The organism is Bacillus sp. AFS040349 (assembly GCF_002577655.1).
GTDB lineage: Bacteria > Bacillota > Bacilli > Bacillales > Bacillaceae > Metabacillus.
Genome location: NZ_NUMC01000030.1, coordinates 1 through 19028 on the forward strand (window position 1 = coordinate 1; position 19028 = coordinate 19028).

Below are 19028 nucleotides of genomic sequence, written 5' to 3' on the forward strand. Positions count from 1 at the left end.
AAGTTTTGACAATACGAAAAGGTTAATGGGGGGAGAAAAATGAAGGCGGAAACAACGACAAATGTACCTTTAAAGAGTAAAAAGCTACCTATTAAATCTGGAATGTTACAACAATTATTAGCATTTGCTAGTTTAATACTTTTGGTCATTATTTTTTCTTTAGCATCACCTAACTTTTTACAATTTTCAAATATTGTGGGAATACTTCTTTCTACAGCAGTTATTGGTATCCTTGCGTTAGGTGCAACGTTTGTTATTATTACCGGAGGAATTGATTTGTCAGTTGGTACGGTTATGACATTGTGTTCTGTAATGACAGGGGTCTTTATAACTATGTGGGGTATACCAACTCTATTTGGGGTAATTGGGGGAATTCTTACCGGTGCATTCTGTGGATTTCTTTGTGGTTTAGCTATTTCCAAAATGAAAATACCACCTTTTATTGCAACTTTAGCTATGATGATGATTGCTAAAGGTCTTGCTCTAGTAATCTCTGGAACAAAGCCGATCTATTTCACAGATTCTCCAGGTTTCTCTGATATTTCACTAGGAAATATCATTCCTGGATTCGGAATTCCAAATGGTGTTATTATCTTTTTTGCTGTAGCCATCATTGGAGCTTTAATCTTAAGTAAAACAATAATTGGAAGATATAACTTTGCTCTAGGAAGTAATGAAGAAGCTACTAGATTATCAGGTGTTAATGTTGATCGATGGAAAATCATTATTTATACAATGGCTGGTGTATTTACGGGGATTGCCGGCGTACTAATGGCCTCTCGATTAAATTCTGCTCAGCCTGCGTTAGGGATGGGATATGAATTAGAAGCAATTGCAGCAGTAGTAATTGGTGGAACCTCACTTAGTGGTGGTAAAGGAACGATTGTAGGTACAGTAATTGGAGCTCTAATCATGAGTGTTCTAACGAATGGCCTACGTATTTTATCAGTTCCACAAGAATGGCAAACTGTTGTTGTAGGATTTGTTATTATATTAGCGGTTTATGCAGATATCTTAAGAAGAAAGAAAGCATAAAACTATGGATCTGGTTTAACCTCCATTAGGAGTTAAATAAAAAAATAAATGATAACAAAAGGGGAGAAGCGGTTTGAAAAAGTTAGCCATTTTTATGATGTTAATGTTGTTAGCACTAACAGCATTAGCGGGGTGTAATTCCTCATCTTCAGGTACTCAAGAGGGATCAAGTGGATCTGAAGGGACAAATGAATCTGCAGAAGGTGGAAGTGACAAACTTTATATTCCAGTTATCTCAAAGGGGTTCCAACATCAGTTCTGGCAAGCGGTAAAAACAGGAGCAGAACAAGCTGCTGAAGAATTTGGGGCGGAGATTACATTTGAGGGTCCTGAAACAGAAGCGCAAGTAGATAAACAGATTGAAATGTTAAAAGCTGCACTTGATAATCAACCAAGTGCAATTGGATTTGCTGCACTTGATAGTCAGGCTTCCATTCCATTATTGCAACAAGCTCAAGAAAAGAATATTCCAATTGTTGCTTTTGACTCTGGTGTAGATAGTGAAATTCCAGTATCAACAGCCTCAACTGATAATAAAGCTGCTTCAGCTCTTGCTGCAGATAAAATGGCGGAGCTAATCGGTGAAGAAGGTAAAGTCGCATTAATTGTACATGATCAAACAAGTATTACAGGAATAGATCGTCGTGATGGCTTTGTAAATCAAATGGAAGAAAAATATCCGAATATTGAAATCGTTGATATTCAATACGGTGGTGGAGACCATTTAAAATCAACTGACCTTGCAAAAGCAATTTTACTTGCACATCCGGATGTAAAAGGTTTCTATGGGGCAAATGAAGGTTCAGCGATTGGTGTAGTTAATGCTGTAAAAGAGTTAGGCAAAGATGGAGAAGTTGTTGTAATTGGTTTCGACTCTGGAAAACAACAAATCGAAGCAATTAAAGATGGAACAATGGCGGGAGCTATCACGCAAAATCCAATCGGTATTGGTTATGAAACTGTAAAAGCCGCAATTCAAGCAGCTAAGGGAGAAGAAGTAGAAGAGTCAATCGACACGGGCTTCTACTGGTACGATAAAGAAAATATTGATGATGAAGAAATTCAGGCAGTGTTATACGAATAAGTATAATAGTGGGGGATGCTCTAAGGGGCAGCCCCCTTATTCAAACCAAATAATATAATAGTACATAACTCTTAATAATAAAGGAGCTTACAATCAAAAAAATGTTGTTTTTTATATTGAAAATGTTTGTTTTTGTGTTTATAATCAACATTAACAAATAAAACAAAAGATTTAGCAAATGTTTTCTGTTATGAAAAACAATTAAACTACATGTGCAAAGTGTTTAAATCTTAATGTTACTCAGCACAAATATTTAAAGACCTAAACTATTGTTTTACTATTCTTTAAATAAGATGATAGGGAGATAATTATGAGGATAAAATGGGGAATTCTAAGTACGGCTAATATTGCAATAGATGCAGTTATTCCAGCAATAAAACGGTCTAGTAACGGGGGAGTTCATGCTATTGCTAGCAGTAGCGGTAAAGCAAGAAGAACAGCAGAGTATCTGCAAATACCGAAATTTTTTGAAAACTATCAAGAGATGTTAGAAGATCCTGAAATTGATGCAGTTTATATTCCACTTCCAAATAATATGCACTACGAATGGACGATTAAAGCGGCTAAAGCAAAAAAGCATATTCTTTGTGAAAAACCAGCAGCATTAAGTGCTAGTCAAATGGAAGAAATGATTTCTACTTGTAAAAAAAATAATGTTTTGTTTATGGAAGCTTTTATGTATCGCTTTCATGAACAGCATAAAAAAGTTAAGGAATTAGTCGATGATAATGTAATAGGGGATATAAAAATTATTCGTTCAAGTTTCTCTTTTAATTTATTAAATAAAAGTGATGACATTCGGTTAAATCCATCCCTTGGAGGCGGCTCAATTTATGATGTTGGGTGTTATTGTATAAATTCCATTCGGTACATTTTGGAGAAAGAACCGACTCATGTAACAGCTCGAGGTGTGCTAAGTTCAAATGGTGTTGATACATCAGCCACAATGATTATGGAGTTTCCTAATAATGTCTTGGCTACTATCGACTGCAGCTTCGAAGGAACGTTAAGGAATGAATACGAAATAGTTGGTACAAAAGGTAGTATTAGCGTACCTCATGCTTTTAGACCTGATTTAAATGGACATATTGGAAGTGTAATAGTAAAAAATGAATATAAAAGTACTGAATATCTTGTGAGTACAGATCAGTATTTGGCTGAGGTTGAGCATTTTTCGGATTGCATTTTAAATCAAATTAGTCCTTCTTATACTGAAGAGAATACTTTAGCAAATATGAGAGTTATAGATGCTGTCTATCAATCTCTTCGGAAAAAAGAATTAATTACTTTATAGTTTTTATTTTGCAAAGGAGGATGGGAAATGTCAGGTGTTAAACAACAGTTAAAAATGTATGCAAATAAAATTGTGGAAACAGCCTTAGTTGTAGGTGCTGGTGGAAATCTAAGTATGAGAGATGGGGAGTATATGTATATTTCTCCTAGTGGATTTGATCTCCAAGAAATTGATGATACCCAATGGGTAAAAGTGGATATTAAAACAGGAGAGGTATTAGGAGATTTAAAGCCATCATCTGAGTTATTAATGCATTTAGAATGTTATCGGAAACGTTCTGATATAACTGCTGTGTTACACGCTCATCCGAGTTACTCAGTAGGTGTATCAAGCTCTGGTAATGATATTCCAATGCTTTTTCCGGATGCACCAGCAATGATACGAAATGTTTCTTATCTTGAATATCTCATTCCTACAACAGAGGTTTTAGCCAATGCAGTTGGAGAAGTTATTCCAGATACAGATGTTGTGGTAATGAGGAATCATGGAGTACTTACAGTCGGAAAAACGATGAAAGAGGCTTACTTCTTTATGCAAATTATCGAAGAATCAGCAAAGGTATTTACGATTGCCTCTACTGTTGGTTCACCACGTATTTTAACAGATATTGAAGTAGAAGATTTGCGTAATCTTTCATCAGAAAGATATCGTTCCAATCTATTAAAAGATGCCAAGTAACGATCGTTGTTTGAGGGGTGTGTATTTATGGGCAAAGTATGGGCTTTTGATTTAGGTGCATCCAATGGGCGATTAATGTTGGGAAGTTTTAATGGCGAAAAGATAAACTTGGAAGAAATTCATCGTTTTCCTAACTCCCCAGTACATATAAATACTCATTATTATTGGGATATTCTAAGAATCTTTCAAGAAATGAAAAATGGAATAACCAAAAGTGTCAAAATGGGACATAAGGATGTTATGAGTATGGGGGTTGATACATGGGGGGTTGATTTTGGGTTGTTATCTCCCACTGGAGAATTGATAGGAAATCCATATTCTTATCGTGACGAACATTTTCAAGACGGAATGGAAGAAATGCTTGAAGAAATTTCCAAAAGTGAACTGTTTTCGAGAACTGGTGTAGAGCCTGCTCCAATAAATACAATTTGTCAGCTTTATACAATACAAAAGAAAAAACCTGACCTTTTAAAAGGTGCAATAAGTCTCCTATTTACTCCAAATTTAATAAGTTACTTTTTTTCAGGAGTAAAGAAAAATGAATTTACCATTACATCTACGAGCCAGTTGTATAGTTATAAACAAAAAAAATGGGACACTGAAATGCTTGATAAATTAAATATCCCAGTAGATATTTTAGGAGATATTACACCATCAGGTACAATATTGGGACCTACACTTGAAGAAATTAATAAAGAACTTCAAATTGATCCTGTTCAGGTTATTAATATTGCAGGTCATGACACGGCTTGTGCACTTGCTGCTCTACCAATCAATAAGAAAAACACAGCTTTTATGAGCTGTGGAACATGGGTATTAGTAGGTATTCAAGTAGAACAACCAGTTGTATCTGAGGATGCTCTTGCCTGGGGCTTTACAAATGAGGGGACATTAGAAGGTCATTATCGACTACAAAAAAATAATATGGGTTTATGGCTAATACAACAATGTCATAAAGTTTGGGAAAGAGAAGGTCATGGGATTAGCTATGAAGAACAAAATTTATTAGTGAATGAGGCTAAGCCGTTACAACATTTTATTAATCCTGATGATCAAACCTTTTTTAACCCTAAAAATATGGTAACGGCTATACAAGATTATTGCATAAATTCGGGTCAAACACCACCTGAAACGAAGGGTGAAATACTTAGATGTATATTAGAGAGTTTAGCATTTAAATATCAATGGGTTTTAGAGAAACTTGAAAATTTGACCAATACATCTTTAGAAGAAATACATATGGGTGGGGGTGGAATACAGAACCATTTATTATGTCAATTTATTGCAAATGCAACAGATCGTACCGTACATGCTGGTCCAATTGAAGCAAGTGCAATTGGAAACGCTTTATCACAATGGATAGCTTTAGGCGAAATCAAGGATATTCAGGAAGCAAGACAAATTGTTCAAAGATCATTCGTCACTAAAACGTATTACCCTCAAAATCAAATTAACTTTAGCGAGGCATATAATCGATTTTTAAAATTAATCTAAATAGAAGTTATTGAAGGAGGAAAAACAAATGAGTAACAAAAGCAATAGATACTATGGTCAATTACCTAAAATCGGTATTCGTCCGACAATTGACGGAAGACGTAATGGGGTAAGAGAATCACTTGAAGAGGTAACAATGAACTTAGCTAAATCAGTTGCTAAATTAATTGGTGAAAATGTATCATATTATAATGGAGAACAAGTTGAATGTGTTATAGCAGATACTTGTATTGGAGGGGTTGCAGAAGCTGCTCAAGCTGCTGAAAAATTTGCTAGAGAAGGAGTAGGTGTTTCTATAACGGTAACACCATGTTGGTGCTATGGCACAGAAACAATGGATACAGATCCTTCTATTCCTAAGGCAGTTTGGGGCTTTAACGGTACGAATCGTCCAGGAGCAGTATATTTAGCTGCTGTCCTAGCTGCTCACAATCAAAAAGGTTTACCGGCTTTTGGAATATATGGTAAAGATGTTCAAGATGTTGGAGATACAGAGATTCCTGAAGATGTTCAAGAAAAGTTATTGCGTTTCACAAAAGCAGGCTTGACAGTAGCGATGATGAAAGGAAAATCTTATCTATCAATGGGTTCAGTTTCAATGGGGATTGCTGGTAGTATGATTGACGAAAGCTTTTTCCAAGAGTATCTAGGAATGAGAAATGAGTATATTGATATGACAGAATTTGTTAGAAGATTTGATAAAGAAATTTATGATATAGAAGAATATGATTTGGCATTAAAGTGGGTAAAAGAGAACTTTAAAATGGGAGAAGATAATAATAAAGATACCCACAAGAGGACTGATGAAGAAAAGGAAAAAGATTTAGAAACTAGTGTGAAAATGACGTTGATTGCCAGGGATCTAATGGTTGGTAATCCAAAGCTTGAGGAAATCGGTTACGGTGAAGAAGCAATGGGGCATAATGCAGTTGCTGCAGGATTCCAAGGGCAACGTCAATGGACTGATCATTTTCCAAATGGAGATTTTATGGAAGCAATCTTAAACTCATCATTTGATTGGAATGGAGTTAGATCTCCGTATATTGTAGCTACCGAAAACGATAGCTTAAACGGTGTAACAATGCTCTTAGGCTATTTATTAACAAATACTGCACAGGTATTTGCTGATGTTAGAACTTATTGGAGTCCTGATGCTGTAAAACGAGTTACAGGTCATGAAGTAGAGGGTAAATCAAAGAATGGGTTTATCCATTTAATTAACTCAGGTCCTGCAGCTCTTGATGGTACTGGAAAACAAAGAAAAGACGGTAAGCCCGTTCTGAAACCATTCTGGGAAATAACAGAGCAAGAAGTTAAAGACTGTCTTGACGCTACATTGTTGAGACCTGCCTCTACTGAATATTTTAGAGGCGGTGGATATTCAACCGATTTCTTAACTGAAGGAGAGATGCCAGTAACTATTGCAAGAATAAATTTAGTTAAGGGGCTTGGGCCAGTTCTTCAAATTGCAGAAGGCTATACTGTTGATTTACCAGAAAGTGTTCATGATACGCTTGATTTACGTACAGATCCAACATGGCCAACAACCTGGTTTGTACCGAACCTAACTGGAGAAGGTGTATTTAAGGATGTATATTCGGTAATGAACAATTGGGGAGCAAACCACTGTTCTATGAGTTACGGTCATATAGGTGCGGATTTAATTACTCTCGCTTCAATGTTAAGAATTCCAGTTAACATGCATAATGTCTCTGATGAAAAGATTTTTAGACCAAGTGCATGGGGGATGTTTGGTACCGCGGATGCAGAAGCTGCAGATTATCGTGCGTGTACTAATTTTGGACCATTATATCGATAATATGATATTAATTGCCCCCTGAAGAAGAGATTATTCAGGGGGAATTTTTATCAAAATGTAATATCAAGATATGAAAACATATAGGTGGAGGTGAGTACAATGAAAAAAGTCGTCTCACAAGAAGGTTTACTTGGTATGAATAGAAAAAAAGAAATTGTTAAACTGTTAACTAATTCCGGAGCAGTACGTGTTGCTCAATTAAGTAAGATTTTTGGGGTAACTGAAGAAACAATTAGAAGAGATTTAGAAAAGTTAGAAGCTGAGGGGCAACTGAAAAGAGTTCACGGAGGTGCTGTTCCTTTAAGTGAAAGCTCAATTGAATTACCGTTTTTAGAACGAACGGTCAAAAACATTGAACAAAAAATAAAGATTGGTCAAATGGCAGCTAATTTTGTTAATGATCGGGATATCATCGCATTGGACTCAAGTTCAACCTGTCTTGAGTTAGCAAAAAATATTGGAGATAAAAAAGTCTCTGTTCTCACAAATGGATTTTTTGTCGTTCAAGAGTTAGGTCAAAAACATGATGTCTCTGTGCTTTGTACAGGGGGTTACTATAATGCAGACCACCATGCGTTTTTTGGGCATTCAGCTGAAAACTCAATAGAAGGCCTTCATATAGGAAAATTATTTCTATCGTGTAAGGGATTTGATGTGAATTGGGGTATAAGTGAAAGTCATGAGCAGCAAGCAATGTTTAAAAGGAAGTTACTCTCAATTGCGGGTCAAGTGAATTTACTGGTCGATAGTAGTAAGTTAAATGTAAAAGCACTAATACAAACAGCACCTTTAGAAAAGATTCATAGAATCATTACGGACAATGGGATAGAAGACGCACTTGTAAAATCAATTGAAAAACAGGGGATAGAAGTGATTATTAGTAACTAATCTACCAAAGGTGAGGGATGAAATTTGGGACAGACAAAATATGCAATTGGTGTTGATTATGGAACAGAATCGGGAAGAGCAGTCCTTGTTGATATCAACTCAGGAGTAGTAGTGGCGAAACACACTACTCCTTATCCACATGGGGTAATTGATGAGAATCTACCTAATTCGTTAGAAAAATTACCAAATGATTTTGCTTTGCAACACCCAGACGATTATCTGCTTGTATTAAAAGAATCAATCCCTAACATTCTTAATCAATCTGGAGTAAGAGCTGAAGATGTAATTGGAGTAGGTATTGACTTTACTGCATGTACAATCCTTCCAGTAGATCAAGATTTAGTTCCTCTTTGTACAAAAGAAGAGTGGAACTATAATCCACATTCTTGGGTAAAGCTTTGGAAACACCATGCTGCCCAAGATGAAGCAACAAAAATGAATCAACTTGCGGAACAAAGAGGTGAAGAGTGGTTAAAGCGTTATGGTGGGAAAATCTCTTCAGAATGGGCTATCCCAAAAGTTTGGCAGGTATTAGATGAAGCTCCAGACGTTTATGAAGCTACATATCTATTTTTGGAAGCTGCAGATTGGGTTACTGCACAAATGACAGGAAATGTGGTGCGAAATAGTTGTGCTGCCGGATATAAAGGAACTTGGCATAAACAAAAAGGATATGTATCACAAGAATTTTTAAATGCTTTGCACCCAGATCTTTCTGATCTCTATGAGACAAAGCTTCGAGGGGATGTAGTTTCCCTTGGTACAAAAGCAGGTGAATTAACAGAAGAGTTTGCTAATTTAGTAGGCTTAAAAAAGGGAACGGCTGTCGCAGTTGGTGCAATTGATGCACATGCTGGTGTACCAGGAGCAGGAGTTGCCACACCAGGCAGAATGGTAATGGTTATGGGAACTTCGACGTGTCATATGTTAATTAGTGATAAAGAAGTTCTTGTTGATGGCATAAGTGGTGTTGTAGAAGATGGGATTATCCCCGGGTTTTATGGATATGAAGCAGGGCAAGCTGCAGTGGGAGATATTTTTGCATGGTTTGTAGAAAACAGTGTTCCAACTTCTGTCGTGGAAGAAGCGAATGAACGCGGAATTAGTATACATCAGCTGCTAGAAAAGAAAGCGGATACATTGAAGCCGGGTCAAAGTGGTTTGTTGGTTTTAGATTGGCATAATGGAAATAGAACACCATTAGTAGATACTGAACTTTCAGGAATATTAGTAGGTCAAACATTGTCAACGAAGCCGGAAGAAATTTATCGTGCTCTAATTGAAGCAACTGCATTTGGAACACGTTTAATTATTGATACGTTTAAAAATCAAGGAGTAGACATACATGAATTAGTTGCTTGTGGTGGTTTACCCCACAGGAACCGTATGTTAATGCAAATTTATGCTGATGTAACAAATATGGAAATAAAAATTTCTGATACTACTTTAACACCTGCGATAGGATCAGCAATGTTTGGAGCAGTAGTAGCAGGTCCTGAAAGAGGTGGTTATTCCACTATTATGGAGGCTGCAGCAAACATGGCGCGTTTAAAAGAGGAGTCATTTGTCCCTAATCCAAATCATGTAAAGATCTATGATGAAATGTACAAAGAATATCTGAAATTACATGATTATTTCGGTCGAGGAAAAAATAATATTATGAAAAAACTTAAACAATTAAAAGCACAAGTTTTAAACTAGTTTTGTTCTATGTGGAAACACAGTCTATTATGTGATTGTGTTTCTAATATAATTATAATCTTTAATAACTAACTATATTTCTCTTCAACTTAATGTATCTACTATTAAAATTACCTCTAAGTTCTATTCATATTTGTAATACTAAAAGACAATTTTTCAATCAACCTATTTAATACGCAAACAATTACAAAAAAATCCATGGGAAATTAATAGAAAACTAAATATAAATTTAGGAGAGATGAAAATGGATTATCGGAAAATCGGTAACACTGACTTGAAGGTATCAAATTTAAGTTTGGGTGCATCTTCATTAGGATCTGTCTTTCGCGAGATAAATGAAGAGGAAGGAATTCGTACAGTTCATATGGCAATAGATATGGGAATTAATCTAATTGATGTATCGCCATACTATGGATTAACAAAAGCGGAATCTGTTCTTGGAAGGGCTATTCATGGTATTCAGCGTGAGAAATTTTTCCTTTCTACAAAAGCAGGAAGGTTTGGAGATAATGAATTTGATTTTTCAGGTGACCGTATTACTGAAAGTTTGGAAGAAAGTTTAAAAAGGTTAAAAACTGATTATGTTGACATTTTATTATTACACGATATTGAGTTTGGTTCTTTTAACCAAATAGTAGAAGAAGGAATTCCTGCATTACAAAAACTAAAAAAAGAGGGGAAAATACGTTATTTTGGGGTCTCAGGTTTACCTTTGGATATCTTCAATAAAACACTAGAACAGACAACTTTAGATGTTATACTCTCATATTGTCACTACTCATTAAACGATACTTCTTTACTAGAAATCACACCTTTACTTGAAGAAAGGAAAGTCGGCTTGATAAATGCCTCACCTCTTTCAATGGGGTTGTTAACAAATAAAGGCGTTCCACCTTGGCATCCTGCTAGTGAAGAAATCAAACAATTATGTGATAAAGCGGCAACATTTTGTAGAGAAAACGGAGAAGATATTGCCAAATTAGCAATACAATTTTCAGTTTCTAATAAAGTGATTCCGACCACACTAGTAAGTACTGCAAGTTCAGATAATATCGCTAAAAACATACGGTGGGCATCAGAACCAATTGATAAAAAACTTTTGGAAGAAGTATTAAAGATACTTGCTCCAATACATAACCAAACATGGTAGAGCTGGAGTTTTTATATTAATTCTGTGAATAAAAGGGGAGAAGATACTTTGAAAGGAATTGTGTGCGAAAAACCAAATAGACTTAAGATGATTACCCTAGATAAACCAGAATTTAAAGAAGGTGAAGCATTAGTAAAAATACGCAGAATTGGAATCTGTGGAACAGACTTACATGCGTATAAAGGGAATCAACCATATTTTACTTATCCAAGGGTGTTAGGACATGAATTGTCTGGAATTATAGATGAAATTGGAGTAAACCAAGAAGGTTTGGTCAAGGGAGATCAAGTTACAGTAATTCCGTATCTCGAATGTGGGAATTGTGTAGCTTGTAAAAATTCAAAAACAAACTGTTGTACAAATATGAAAGTTTTTGGTGTTCATATTGACGGTGGCATGTGTGAAAGTGTTTCAATTCCTACTGATCATTTAGTTAAAGTAAATGATATTTCATTAGATTTAGCTGCACTTATTGAGCCACTAAGTATAGGTGCTCATGCAGTAAATCGATCTTCGATTGTAAAAGGTGAAAATGCTTTAGTAATTGGTGCTGGACCAATCGGTTTAGGAGTTATGAAATTTGCCAAACAGAAAGGTGCCAATGTAATAGCGATGGATATTAATGAAGAAAGACTAGAGTTTTGTAAAAGGTGGGCAAAAGTAGATCATACGGTTTATGGACTCGATAATCCGCTTGAAAGGCTTTACGAAATAACAGATGGTGAATACCCTACAGTCGTATACGATGCAACAGGGAATTTGTATTCAATGACAAAATCCTTTAACTATGTGGCCCATGGTGGAAGATTAGTATATGTTGGATTGGTAAAGGGTGAGATAACTTTTTCTGACCCTGATTTTCATAAGAAAGAATTAACTCTTATGGGGAGTCGAAACGCAACTAGAGAAGATTTCGAATATGTATTAGATGTCTTAAAATCAGGTGAGATAAATGCTGATGAATTTATAAGCCATCGTTGCACATTTGATAAAATGGTTGATTTATTTGAAAGTTGGTTACTACCAGAATCAAGAGTAATTAAAGCATTGGTAGAATTATAGCTAATTTGTAAGATATTAAGATATAAAACCACAGTACACGGAGGTATTTAATTATGTTAAAAGGTATTCCAAGTATCTTATCACCAGAGCTATTAAAAGTCTTAATGGAAATGGGACATAGTGATGAGATTGTAATCGCCGATGGGAATTTCCCTTCTGCGAGCCATAGTGAAAAAATAATAAGATGTGATGGTCATGGTATTCCCGAGTTATTAACTGCTATTTTACAATTATACCCATTAGATAGCTATGTTGAGAATCCAGTCGCTCTTATGGCTGTTACGCCAGGTGATTCGGTTAAGCCAACAATTTGGGAGGAATATAAAAAGATTATATATGAAAAGAACGGTGAACCAGTAAATATAGAAATGATGAACCGATTTGCTTTTTATGAACGAGCAAAAAATGCTTACGCTATTGTTGCAACAGGAGAAAAGGCTTTGTATGCAAATGTGATTTTGAAAAAGGGAGTGATAAGCTGATTTGATTAAGGAAAACAATCATAAGATAGAATGAGAAAATATGGAGGTTTAAAATGCGTATCGATTCACACCTGCATTTCTGGGAGTATAATGAGTTGGAATATAGTTGGATTTCAAATGAAATGGGACAGTTAAGAAGGTCATTTTTTCCAAAAGATCTAGAACTATCTATAAAGAAATTAAATTTTGAGGGATGTATCGCTGTCCAAGCTAGGCAGTGTTTAGAGGAAAATGAGTTTCTTTTAGATCTTGCAGAAAAGAGCGATATAGTTAAGGGGGTAGTAGGGTGGGTGGATCTATGTTCCACTTCGGTACAACATCAATTAGAAAAGTATGCAAAAAACCCATATTTTAAAGGAGTTCGCCATGTTTTACATGATGAACTTGATGACAAATTTATACTAAGAAAGGACTTTCAAAAAGGCATAGAATTACTTTCAATTTACGGCTTAACCTATGATTTATTAATTTTCCCCAAGCATATTCCTAATGCCATCCAATTAGTAGAAAAATTTCCTAATCAAAAATTTGTCCTGGATCATCTTGCAAAACCAGATATAAAAAATCAGGTCATAAAAGGTTGGGCTGAAGATGTTACAACTCTTGCTTCTTATGGCAATGTGTACTGTAAATTATCAGGTATGGTAACGGAGGCAGATTGGTTGAACTGGAAAGAGACAGACTTTTACCCTTATCTTGACCATATTTTTGAATCATTTGGTTCAAAAAGAGTAATGATTGGTTCTGATTGGCCTGTTTGTACCGTTAGCAGTGATTATCTAACAACAATGAATATTGTTTCACGTTATCTTAAAAGATTCCCTTCTGACATAAAAGAAAGAGTAATGGGGGGGAATTGCGCAACATTTTATAACTTAGAAAATAAATTTTAATGATTTATACTATATTAAGAATATAGTATAAATCATTAATCTATACATATATTTCTTTTCCTTATATAATAAAACGGATAATAAATTAATATGATCAATCTTCGGGGCAGGGTGCAATTCCCGACCGGCGGTGATGAAATTTATATTTCTAAGTCCGCGAGCCGTAATAATGGCAGGATCTGGTGCGATTCCAGAACCGACAGTATAGTCTGGATGTGAGAAGATGGAGGTTCAAACGTTGAAAAAATTAGTTTTTCAACGTTTATTAGACTTGAAAAAAACGCCCTGATTGATAATGGTTTAAATAATCATTATTGTCAGGGTTTTTTGATGAGTTTTTAGGTGGCAACTTATCAAAAATTAAAGTCTAAGAGCTTCTTCTTTTTCGGGTGCGATCAGAAAAGGGAGAGAAGAAAAATGAATCAAAGTAAGGTAAGAAAGCATGTAACAGTTGGGATGTTGAGTAGTATAGCGTATGTGCTGATGATGCTCGATTTTCCGTTTCCCGGTTTTTCTGTCTTTTTGCAAATTGATTTTAGTGATGCTCCTGCATTAATTGCAGCAATTGTATTTGGTCCAGCAGCAGGCTTAATGGTGGAAGGGATTAAAAATTAAAAACGTCTTACATTATTTAATCCAAGGGAGTGCAACTGGTGTGCCAGTAGGTCAGGTAGCTAATTTTATAGCTGGGGCTTTATTTATTTTACCCTCCTCGTTCATGTTTAGACGTTATAAATCATTAAAAGGTCTTTTGATAGGGCTAGTGATTGGAACGTTACTTATGACAAGTGTTATGAGCGTCTTAAATTATTATGTCATTATGCCTGCATATACAATGTTTTTAAATTCACCGGCTATGACTGCTGAGGCAACTAAACAATTGGTTGTTGCTTCAATTATGCCGTTTAATTTTATAAAAGGAATACTAATGACCTTACTATTCCTCCTAATTATTTCGAAACTAAAATTTTGGTTAACTAATCAATTACAAATCCATACAAGATCTTTATAAGATAAAACCCCCTCTTAACCTAAGAGGGGGTTTTTCGTTTTATTCAAACTTTAGAGCATCTCCATCAAATTTTTCATCAGCAATTTTGATTGAATCTGTTGGGCAACCTTCGAAAGCATCCATCATATCTTCTTCAAGGGCTTCAGGTACTTCAACAACCCCTTGGTTATCATCTAAGGTAACAAATGCGATACCTTCATCATCATAATCATAAATGTCTGGTGCAGCTGCTCCACAAGCTCCACATGCAATGCATGTATCCTTGTCAACTATTGTATATTTTGCCATTAAACAAACCTCCTGATAAAAATCATACCACATTATATGGTAGAACTGATAAAATGAGTGATTCTTAATCGAAAAACTTCATTTTCTCTGTTACGCCTATCTTGTATTGTAAAACGGTTTTTTTGACATTTCAATAAAAAACTCTTTTGATAATCGTTCTCACACCTAAGTTTCCTACTTATGATAACAATAAATTGATTAAAATCTAAACGAAAGTCCATAAATTTGTTAAAATAGAAAAGGTAATCGAATATTGTCAAACATTGTAGGGTGGTATAATGAAGCTAGATTATTTCCATACTGTCATGCTCTTTTGCTTAAATCAATTTAATGGAGAAAGAACTGTCTCCGCTATTTATCATTTACTTAATGGGAAAAAATCTTCACAAACAATTCAAGATGGCAAACTTTTTAAAGTAACTTTCCTTTTTAGCCTATTTCCGAAATTATCTAGAATACAAACTGATGAAACATGGAATGCTCTTCTAAAACAAGGGTTGATTGAGCAACTACCTGATAATAAGTCTCGACTTACAAATGAAGGAAATGAATTTTTAAAAGAAAGCCTAGGGAATAAACCAATTCCTTCGCAATTAAATGGTTGGAATTATGGAGACGTTGGAAGAGTTTTATGGAGGAGGCTTTCTCTTCTCGTTCAAGTATTATCAAATTATGCTTATGAAAAAAGAGACTACTTACCTGTAACGAAAAATCAAGAAGACTTACAGTGGGTAAAAATATTTCTGAAACAGCATGATCGTTCTAATAATGAGTTAGCTGATCGCATATACAGTGAACTTAAGGATATATTGAATACCCAATCAAGTAAGGATGCCACTATTTTTGTTCAAAGATTAACATCGAGTCAAAAAATTGGATTAACTTTTGAACAGATTGCATATAAGCATGATGAGGATCCTATTTATACGTACTTATTGTTTTGGAATGTTGTTCATTCCATTATTACGTCTCTTCAAACCAACAAAAGTAAATATTCGTTACTTAACGAAATGATAGAAGATAAGTGGCAAATTGAAGGTTTTACCTCTTCAACGAAAATTACAAGGTCATATTTACTGCAAGGATTGGACCCTGCTGAAATTGCTACAGTTAGAAGACTTAAGCTAAGTACAATTGAAGACCATATTGTCGAAATTACATTACACGATCAACAATATATCCCAACAGCTTTTTTGAACGAGGAAGATTACAATAAAATTATGGGAGCAATCACAAGGCTGAAAACACATCAGTTAAAAAAAGTGAGAGAAGTATTAAATAACGAATATAGTTATTTTCAAATTAGACTTACTTATGCGCTCATCGGGAGGGGAGAAACATCCAAAAGCTAGAACAAGCGTTACAGTCCCACTTTCAATTACAACACTTTCGTGAAGGTCAGCGGGAAATTATTGAAGCAGTTCTTCAAGAAAATGATGTAGTCGCTATGCTCCCGACGGGTGGCGGGAAGTCGTTGTGTTATCAACTTCCAGGTTATTTTCTAAAAGGACCGATATTGATTGTCTCTCCTTTACTTTCCTTAATGGAAGATCAGGTAGAACAAATTAAGAAAAGAGGAGAGAAAAGAGTTGTTGCCCTTAACAGTACAATTTCACTTATAAGAAGAAGGCAAATTCTACATGAATTAAGAAAGTATCGCTATATCTATGTTTCTCCAGAGATTCTTCAATATGATTATGTATTAAATGCCTTAAAAAATGCTGGAATATCTCTATTTGTTGTTGATGAAGCTCATTGTATTTCTCAATGGGGACATGACTTTAGACCAGATTATTCTAAGCTCGGTGAAATAAAAGAAGCACTTTTAAATCCACCTTGTTTAGCGTTAACGGCTACTGCAACAAAAGAGGTATTAGAAGATATCCATCATATTCTTCGACTAGATGCGAATTTCAAAAAATTTATATTTTCTATAAATCGACCAAACATTGGAATATCAGTGGAAAGATGTTATTCATTGGAAGAAAAAATTGATCGAGTACACCAATTGGTGCGCAGTTTAAAGGGTCCGGGAATTATTTATTGCTCCAGTAGATTATGGACGGAAAGGGTAGCACAACTACTAATTGATTCAGGGTTAACAGATGTTGCGTATTATCATGGTGGGATGGAACAAGAACAGAGAATTCTAATTCAACAGCAGTTTCTATATGATCAATTGCAGATTGTATGCTGTACGAATGCGTTCGGTATGGGGATTAATAAACAGAATATAAGATTTGTCCTTCATTTTCATTTTCCATCACAATTAGAATCTTATATGCAGGAAATAGGTAGGGCAGGCCGGGATGGTAAGGATAGTGTTGCCATTACATTAGTAACAGATGCAGACTATGAAATACCGAAATCGCTCGTTGAGTCAGAATTTCCTAATAATGATGCTTTACAGCAAACAATTTACTTTATGCTCCAACATGAAAAAGTAACTTTAGAACAAATTCAACAGCTTTTTGGGTTAACGGAAACTCAATGGCGTTATGTTGAGAATGCTTTTTATAAACATCGAACACCTAATGTTTCACCGGAAAACTTAATAGCTACAATCTGGTATGAAATAGAAAAAAGGGTAGCTCTAAAGCATGAAAAACTAACAGATATGTCGAAATGGCTAGCAGGCGAAACATGTAGAAGAAAAAAATTACTCGCCTATTTCAATGAAGCATATGAAAATAAGCAAAAAAACTGCTGTGATGTGTGTGGAATAAATTATGATTTATATATTCCAGAAGCTAGCCTGAAAATAAAAGAGAATGATAGAAGTTGGCAAGAAGAATTAAGGCTGATCTTTTGCAAGGTGAGTGAATAAAATTTGTTTAAAAAACAAAATGAATTAATTAATCAACTAACAGATAAGCAAATCGTACAAAATTTATATTTTACACAATTTCTTCTTATTTGTGTTTCCATTATTTTTGGTTTTTTTCTCTTTGATCATGTACAAGACTTTTTTGGACTATTTCATTTTAGAGACATTGATTTTATTTTATATGGGGTCGGAACAGCCTTATTGGTGATAATTGTGGATTTTAGTGTATTTAAATTGGCACCAAAAGATCTTGTTGATGATGGTGGCATTAATGAGAAGATTTTTGAAAAGCGATCTATCCCACATATCTTTTTTCTTACTGCAGTTATAGCGGTGTCAGAGGAAATATTATTTAGAGGGGTTATTCAAACACATTTGGGTCTATGGGTTGCTAGTATTATTTTTGCAATCCTACATTTTCGATATCTCTCAAAATGGCTATTATTTTTAATGGTTATTTCTATAAGTATTTTATTAGGGTATGTTTATGAACTAACAGCAAACCTTTTTACAACCATTTTGGCTCATTACTTAATTGATCTAGTCTTTGCCATTCAAATTAGATGGCAATATGTAAGAGGGGGAAAGAATAAATGAACGACCAAAAAAGACAATCAGATCAAGCAGAGGGATTACGTACGAAAATGATTGATGAATATAAACAGGAACATGGTGATTATCCGCCTCGGAGTGAAGTTCATAAAGATCAGAAGTCGAAAAAAGCTAAGGTGAAAATGAAATATCCTGTAATCAGACTTTTAGCTTTATTTTTTATTCTACTTCCCATATTCATTTTATCTATGAACTTATATTTTAATGAAAAGAATGCTCAAATAACTCAAGGTGATCAAATTGTTGGAGAAGATACAGTGTTTATTTCAAATGGTCAGGAGTCTACTAGTGAGTCAGAAGTAGTAACTAGTAGTGACTCAATCGAAGAAGAACAAGATACATCGGATCTAGAAAGTGAAGAAATGGTGTCACCCAATACTTCTAACAGTGAGAATGAAGTACAAGTTGAGCAAAAAGATCAGATAGCTGAGGAGTCTTTACAAACGAACAGCGAGCAAACTAGTGATGAAGAAGAGTATAAGGAAATCAAAACACATAAGGTAGCAGGTGGAGAAACCATTTTTACTATTGCTATTAAGTATTACAACAGTAAAGCTGGGATGGAAACGATCCGTACCTATAATGGAATAAAGGGAAATGAAATTTATGAAGGACAGGTATTAAAAATCCCTATTAAGTAGCATATTTGCTTCATAACGTTGTGGACGACCTCATACAATATAGTAACCGTAATGTATTGTTGGATGAG

Annotated in this window: 17 protein-coding genes, 1 pseudogene and 1 riboswitch; of the genes and pseudogenes, 17 read left to right on the forward strand and 1 reads right to left on the reverse strand. The window is 34.9% G+C overall.

The window, feature by feature from the left end; translation table 11 throughout:
* Positions 1–39 precede the first annotated feature (39 nt).
* The 13 genes and pseudogenes from COD11_RS07655 (at position 40) to COD11_RS07715 (ending at position 14592) form a co-directional block, all read left to right on the forward strand.
* Positions 40–1035 carry an ABC transporter permease gene (locus tag COD11_RS07655; RefSeq protein ID WP_098796175.1) on the forward strand — a complete coding sequence of 332 codons (996 nt, stop codon included), beginning with the start codon at positions 40–42 and terminating at the stop codon, positions 1033–1035.
* 103 nt (positions 1036–1138) lie between these two features.
* Complete coding sequence (locus COD11_RS07660; RefSeq protein WP_442920044.1) at positions 1139–2119, forward strand: ABC transporter substrate-binding protein; 981 nt, start codon at positions 1139–1141, stop codon at positions 2117–2119.
* 310 nt (positions 2120–2429) lie between these two features.
* A complete protein-coding gene (locus COD11_RS07665) occupies positions 2430–3413 on the forward strand; it encodes a Gfo/Idh/MocA family protein (protein ID WP_231307810.1) in 984 nt (327 codons plus the stop codon).
* Between the two features lie 27 nt (positions 3414–3440).
* Complete coding sequence (locus COD11_RS07670) at positions 3441–4091, forward strand: class II aldolase/adducin family protein (protein ID WP_098796177.1); 651 nt, start codon at positions 3441–3443, stop codon at positions 4089–4091.
* A gap of 27 nt (positions 4092–4118) precedes the next feature.
* Positions 4119–5585: a rhamnulokinase gene (locus COD11_RS07675; RefSeq protein WP_098796178.1), complete on the forward strand. Its 1467-nt coding sequence runs from the start codon at positions 4119–4121 to the stop codon at positions 5583–5585.
* A gap of 28 nt (positions 5586–5613) precedes the next feature.
* A complete protein-coding gene (locus COD11_RS07680) occupies positions 5614–7404 on the forward strand; it encodes an L-fucose isomerase (protein WP_098796179.1) in 1791 nt (596 codons plus the stop codon).
* Positions 7405–7503: 99 nt separating this feature from the next.
* Positions 7504–8292: a DeoR/GlpR family DNA-binding transcription regulator gene (locus tag COD11_RS07685; protein WP_098796180.1), complete on the forward strand. Its 789-nt coding sequence runs from the start codon at positions 7504–7506 to the stop codon at positions 8290–8292.
* A 24-nt stretch (positions 8293–8316) separates the two neighbouring features.
* On the forward strand, positions 8317–9993 hold the full coding sequence (locus COD11_RS07690; protein WP_098796181.1) for a ribulokinase: 1677 nt from the start codon (positions 8317–8319) through the stop codon (positions 9991–9993).
* A gap of 244 nt (positions 9994–10237) precedes the next feature.
* Positions 10238–11143, forward strand: a complete 906-nt coding sequence (locus COD11_RS07695) for an aldo/keto reductase (RefSeq protein ID WP_098796182.1) — start codon at positions 10238–10240, stop codon at positions 11141–11143.
* A gap of 48 nt (positions 11144–11191) precedes the next feature.
* A complete protein-coding gene (locus COD11_RS07700; RefSeq protein WP_098796183.1) occupies positions 11192–12205 on the forward strand; it encodes a zinc-binding alcohol dehydrogenase family protein in 1014 nt (337 codons plus the stop codon).
* Between the two features lie 53 nt (positions 12206–12258).
* Entirely contained in the window at positions 12259–12687 is a 429-nt protein-coding gene (fucU, locus tag COD11_RS07705; RefSeq protein ID WP_098796184.1) for an L-fucose mutarotase, read from the forward strand.
* 53 nt (positions 12688–12740) lie between these two features.
* Positions 12741–13580: an amidohydrolase family protein gene (locus COD11_RS07710; protein WP_098796185.1), complete on the forward strand. Its 840-nt coding sequence runs from the start codon at positions 12741–12743 to the stop codon at positions 13578–13580.
* A 93-nt stretch (positions 13581–13673) separates the two neighbouring features.
* Positions 13674–13809, forward strand: a riboswitch (FMN riboswitch).
* Between the two features lie 188 nt (positions 13810–13997).
* Positions 13998–14592: pseudogene (locus tag COD11_RS07715) on the forward strand (ECF transporter S component).
* A gap of 39 nt (positions 14593–14631) precedes the next feature.
* On the opposite strand, the gene COD11_RS07720 reads toward COD11_RS07715, so the two are convergent.
* Positions 14632–14880: a ferredoxin gene (locus COD11_RS07720; RefSeq protein ID WP_098796186.1), complete on the reverse strand. Its 249-nt coding sequence runs from the start codon at positions 14878–14880 to the stop codon at positions 14632–14634.
* A 278-nt stretch (positions 14881–15158) separates the two neighbouring features.
* On the opposite strand from COD11_RS07720, the gene COD11_RS07725 reads away from it, so the two are divergent.
* From COD11_RS07725 to COD11_RS07740, 4 genes are read left to right on the forward strand one after another with little or no spacing between them, the layout of a single operon-like run.
* Positions 15159–16232, forward strand: a complete 1074-nt coding sequence (locus COD11_RS07725; RefSeq protein ID WP_098796187.1) for a YpbB family protein — start codon at positions 15159–15161, stop codon at positions 16230–16232.
* Positions 16220–17707 (forward strand): RecQ family ATP-dependent DNA helicase, encoded by a 1488-nt coding sequence (locus tag COD11_RS07730; RefSeq protein WP_255301563.1) that lies wholly within the window; start codon positions 16220–16222, stop codon positions 17705–17707. The genes COD11_RS07725 and COD11_RS07730 overlap by 13 nt, the downstream gene beginning before the upstream one ends.
* A gap of 3 nt (positions 17708–17710) precedes the next feature.
* On the forward strand, positions 17711–18304 hold the full coding sequence (locus tag COD11_RS07735) for a CPBP family intramembrane glutamic endopeptidase (RefSeq protein WP_098796189.1): 594 nt from the start codon (positions 17711–17713) through the stop codon (positions 18302–18304).
* Positions 18301–18960: a LysM peptidoglycan-binding domain-containing protein gene (locus COD11_RS07740; RefSeq protein ID WP_098796190.1), complete on the forward strand. Its 660-nt coding sequence runs from the start codon at positions 18301–18303 to the stop codon at positions 18958–18960. The genes COD11_RS07735 and COD11_RS07740 overlap by 4 nt, the downstream gene beginning before the upstream one ends.
* Positions 18961–19028 lie beyond the last annotated feature (68 nt).

Excerpts from the sequence above, each read along its gene's own strand:
- COD11_RS07655 (WP_098796175.1), top strand. The coding sequence starts at position 40 with ATGAAGGCGGAAACAACGACAAATGTACCTTTAAAGAGTAAAAAGCTA.
- COD11_RS07660 (WP_442920044.1), top strand. The coding sequence starts at position 1,139 with ATGTTGTTAGCACTAACAGCATTAGCGGGGTGTAATTCCTCATCTTCA.
- COD11_RS07665 (WP_231307810.1), top strand. The coding sequence starts at position 2,430 with ATGAGGATAAAATGGGGAATTCTAAGTACGGCTAATATTGCAATAGAT.
- COD11_RS07670 (WP_098796177.1), top strand. The coding sequence starts at position 3,441 with ATGTCAGGTGTTAAACAACAGTTAAAAATGTATGCAAATAAAATTGTG.
- COD11_RS07675 (WP_098796178.1), top strand. The coding sequence starts at position 4,119 with ATGGGCAAAGTATGGGCTTTTGATTTAGGTGCATCCAATGGGCGATTA.
- COD11_RS07680 (WP_098796179.1), top strand. The coding sequence starts at position 5,614 with ATGAGTAACAAAAGCAATAGATACTATGGTCAATTACCTAAAATCGGT.
- COD11_RS07685 (WP_098796180.1), top strand. The coding sequence starts at position 7,504 with ATGAAAAAAGTCGTCTCACAAGAAGGTTTACTTGGTATGAATAGAAAA.
- COD11_RS07695 (WP_098796182.1), top strand. The coding sequence starts at position 10,238 with ATGGATTATCGGAAAATCGGTAACACTGACTTGAAGGTATCAAATTTA.
- fucU (WP_098796184.1), top strand. The coding sequence starts at position 12,259 with ATGTTAAAAGGTATTCCAAGTATCTTATCACCAGAGCTATTAAAAGTC.
- COD11_RS07710 (WP_098796185.1), top strand. The coding sequence starts at position 12,741 with ATGCGTATCGATTCACACCTGCATTTCTGGGAGTATAATGAGTTGGAA.
- COD11_RS07720 (WP_098796186.1), bottom strand. The coding sequence starts at position 14,880 with ATGGCAAAATATACAATAGTTGACAAGGATACATGCATTGCATGTGGA.
- COD11_RS07725 (WP_098796187.1), top strand. The coding sequence starts at position 15,159 with ATGAAGCTAGATTATTTCCATACTGTCATGCTCTTTTGCTTAAATCAA.
- COD11_RS07740 (WP_098796190.1), top strand. The coding sequence starts at position 18,301 with ATGAACGACCAAAAAAGACAATCAGATCAAGCAGAGGGATTACGTACG.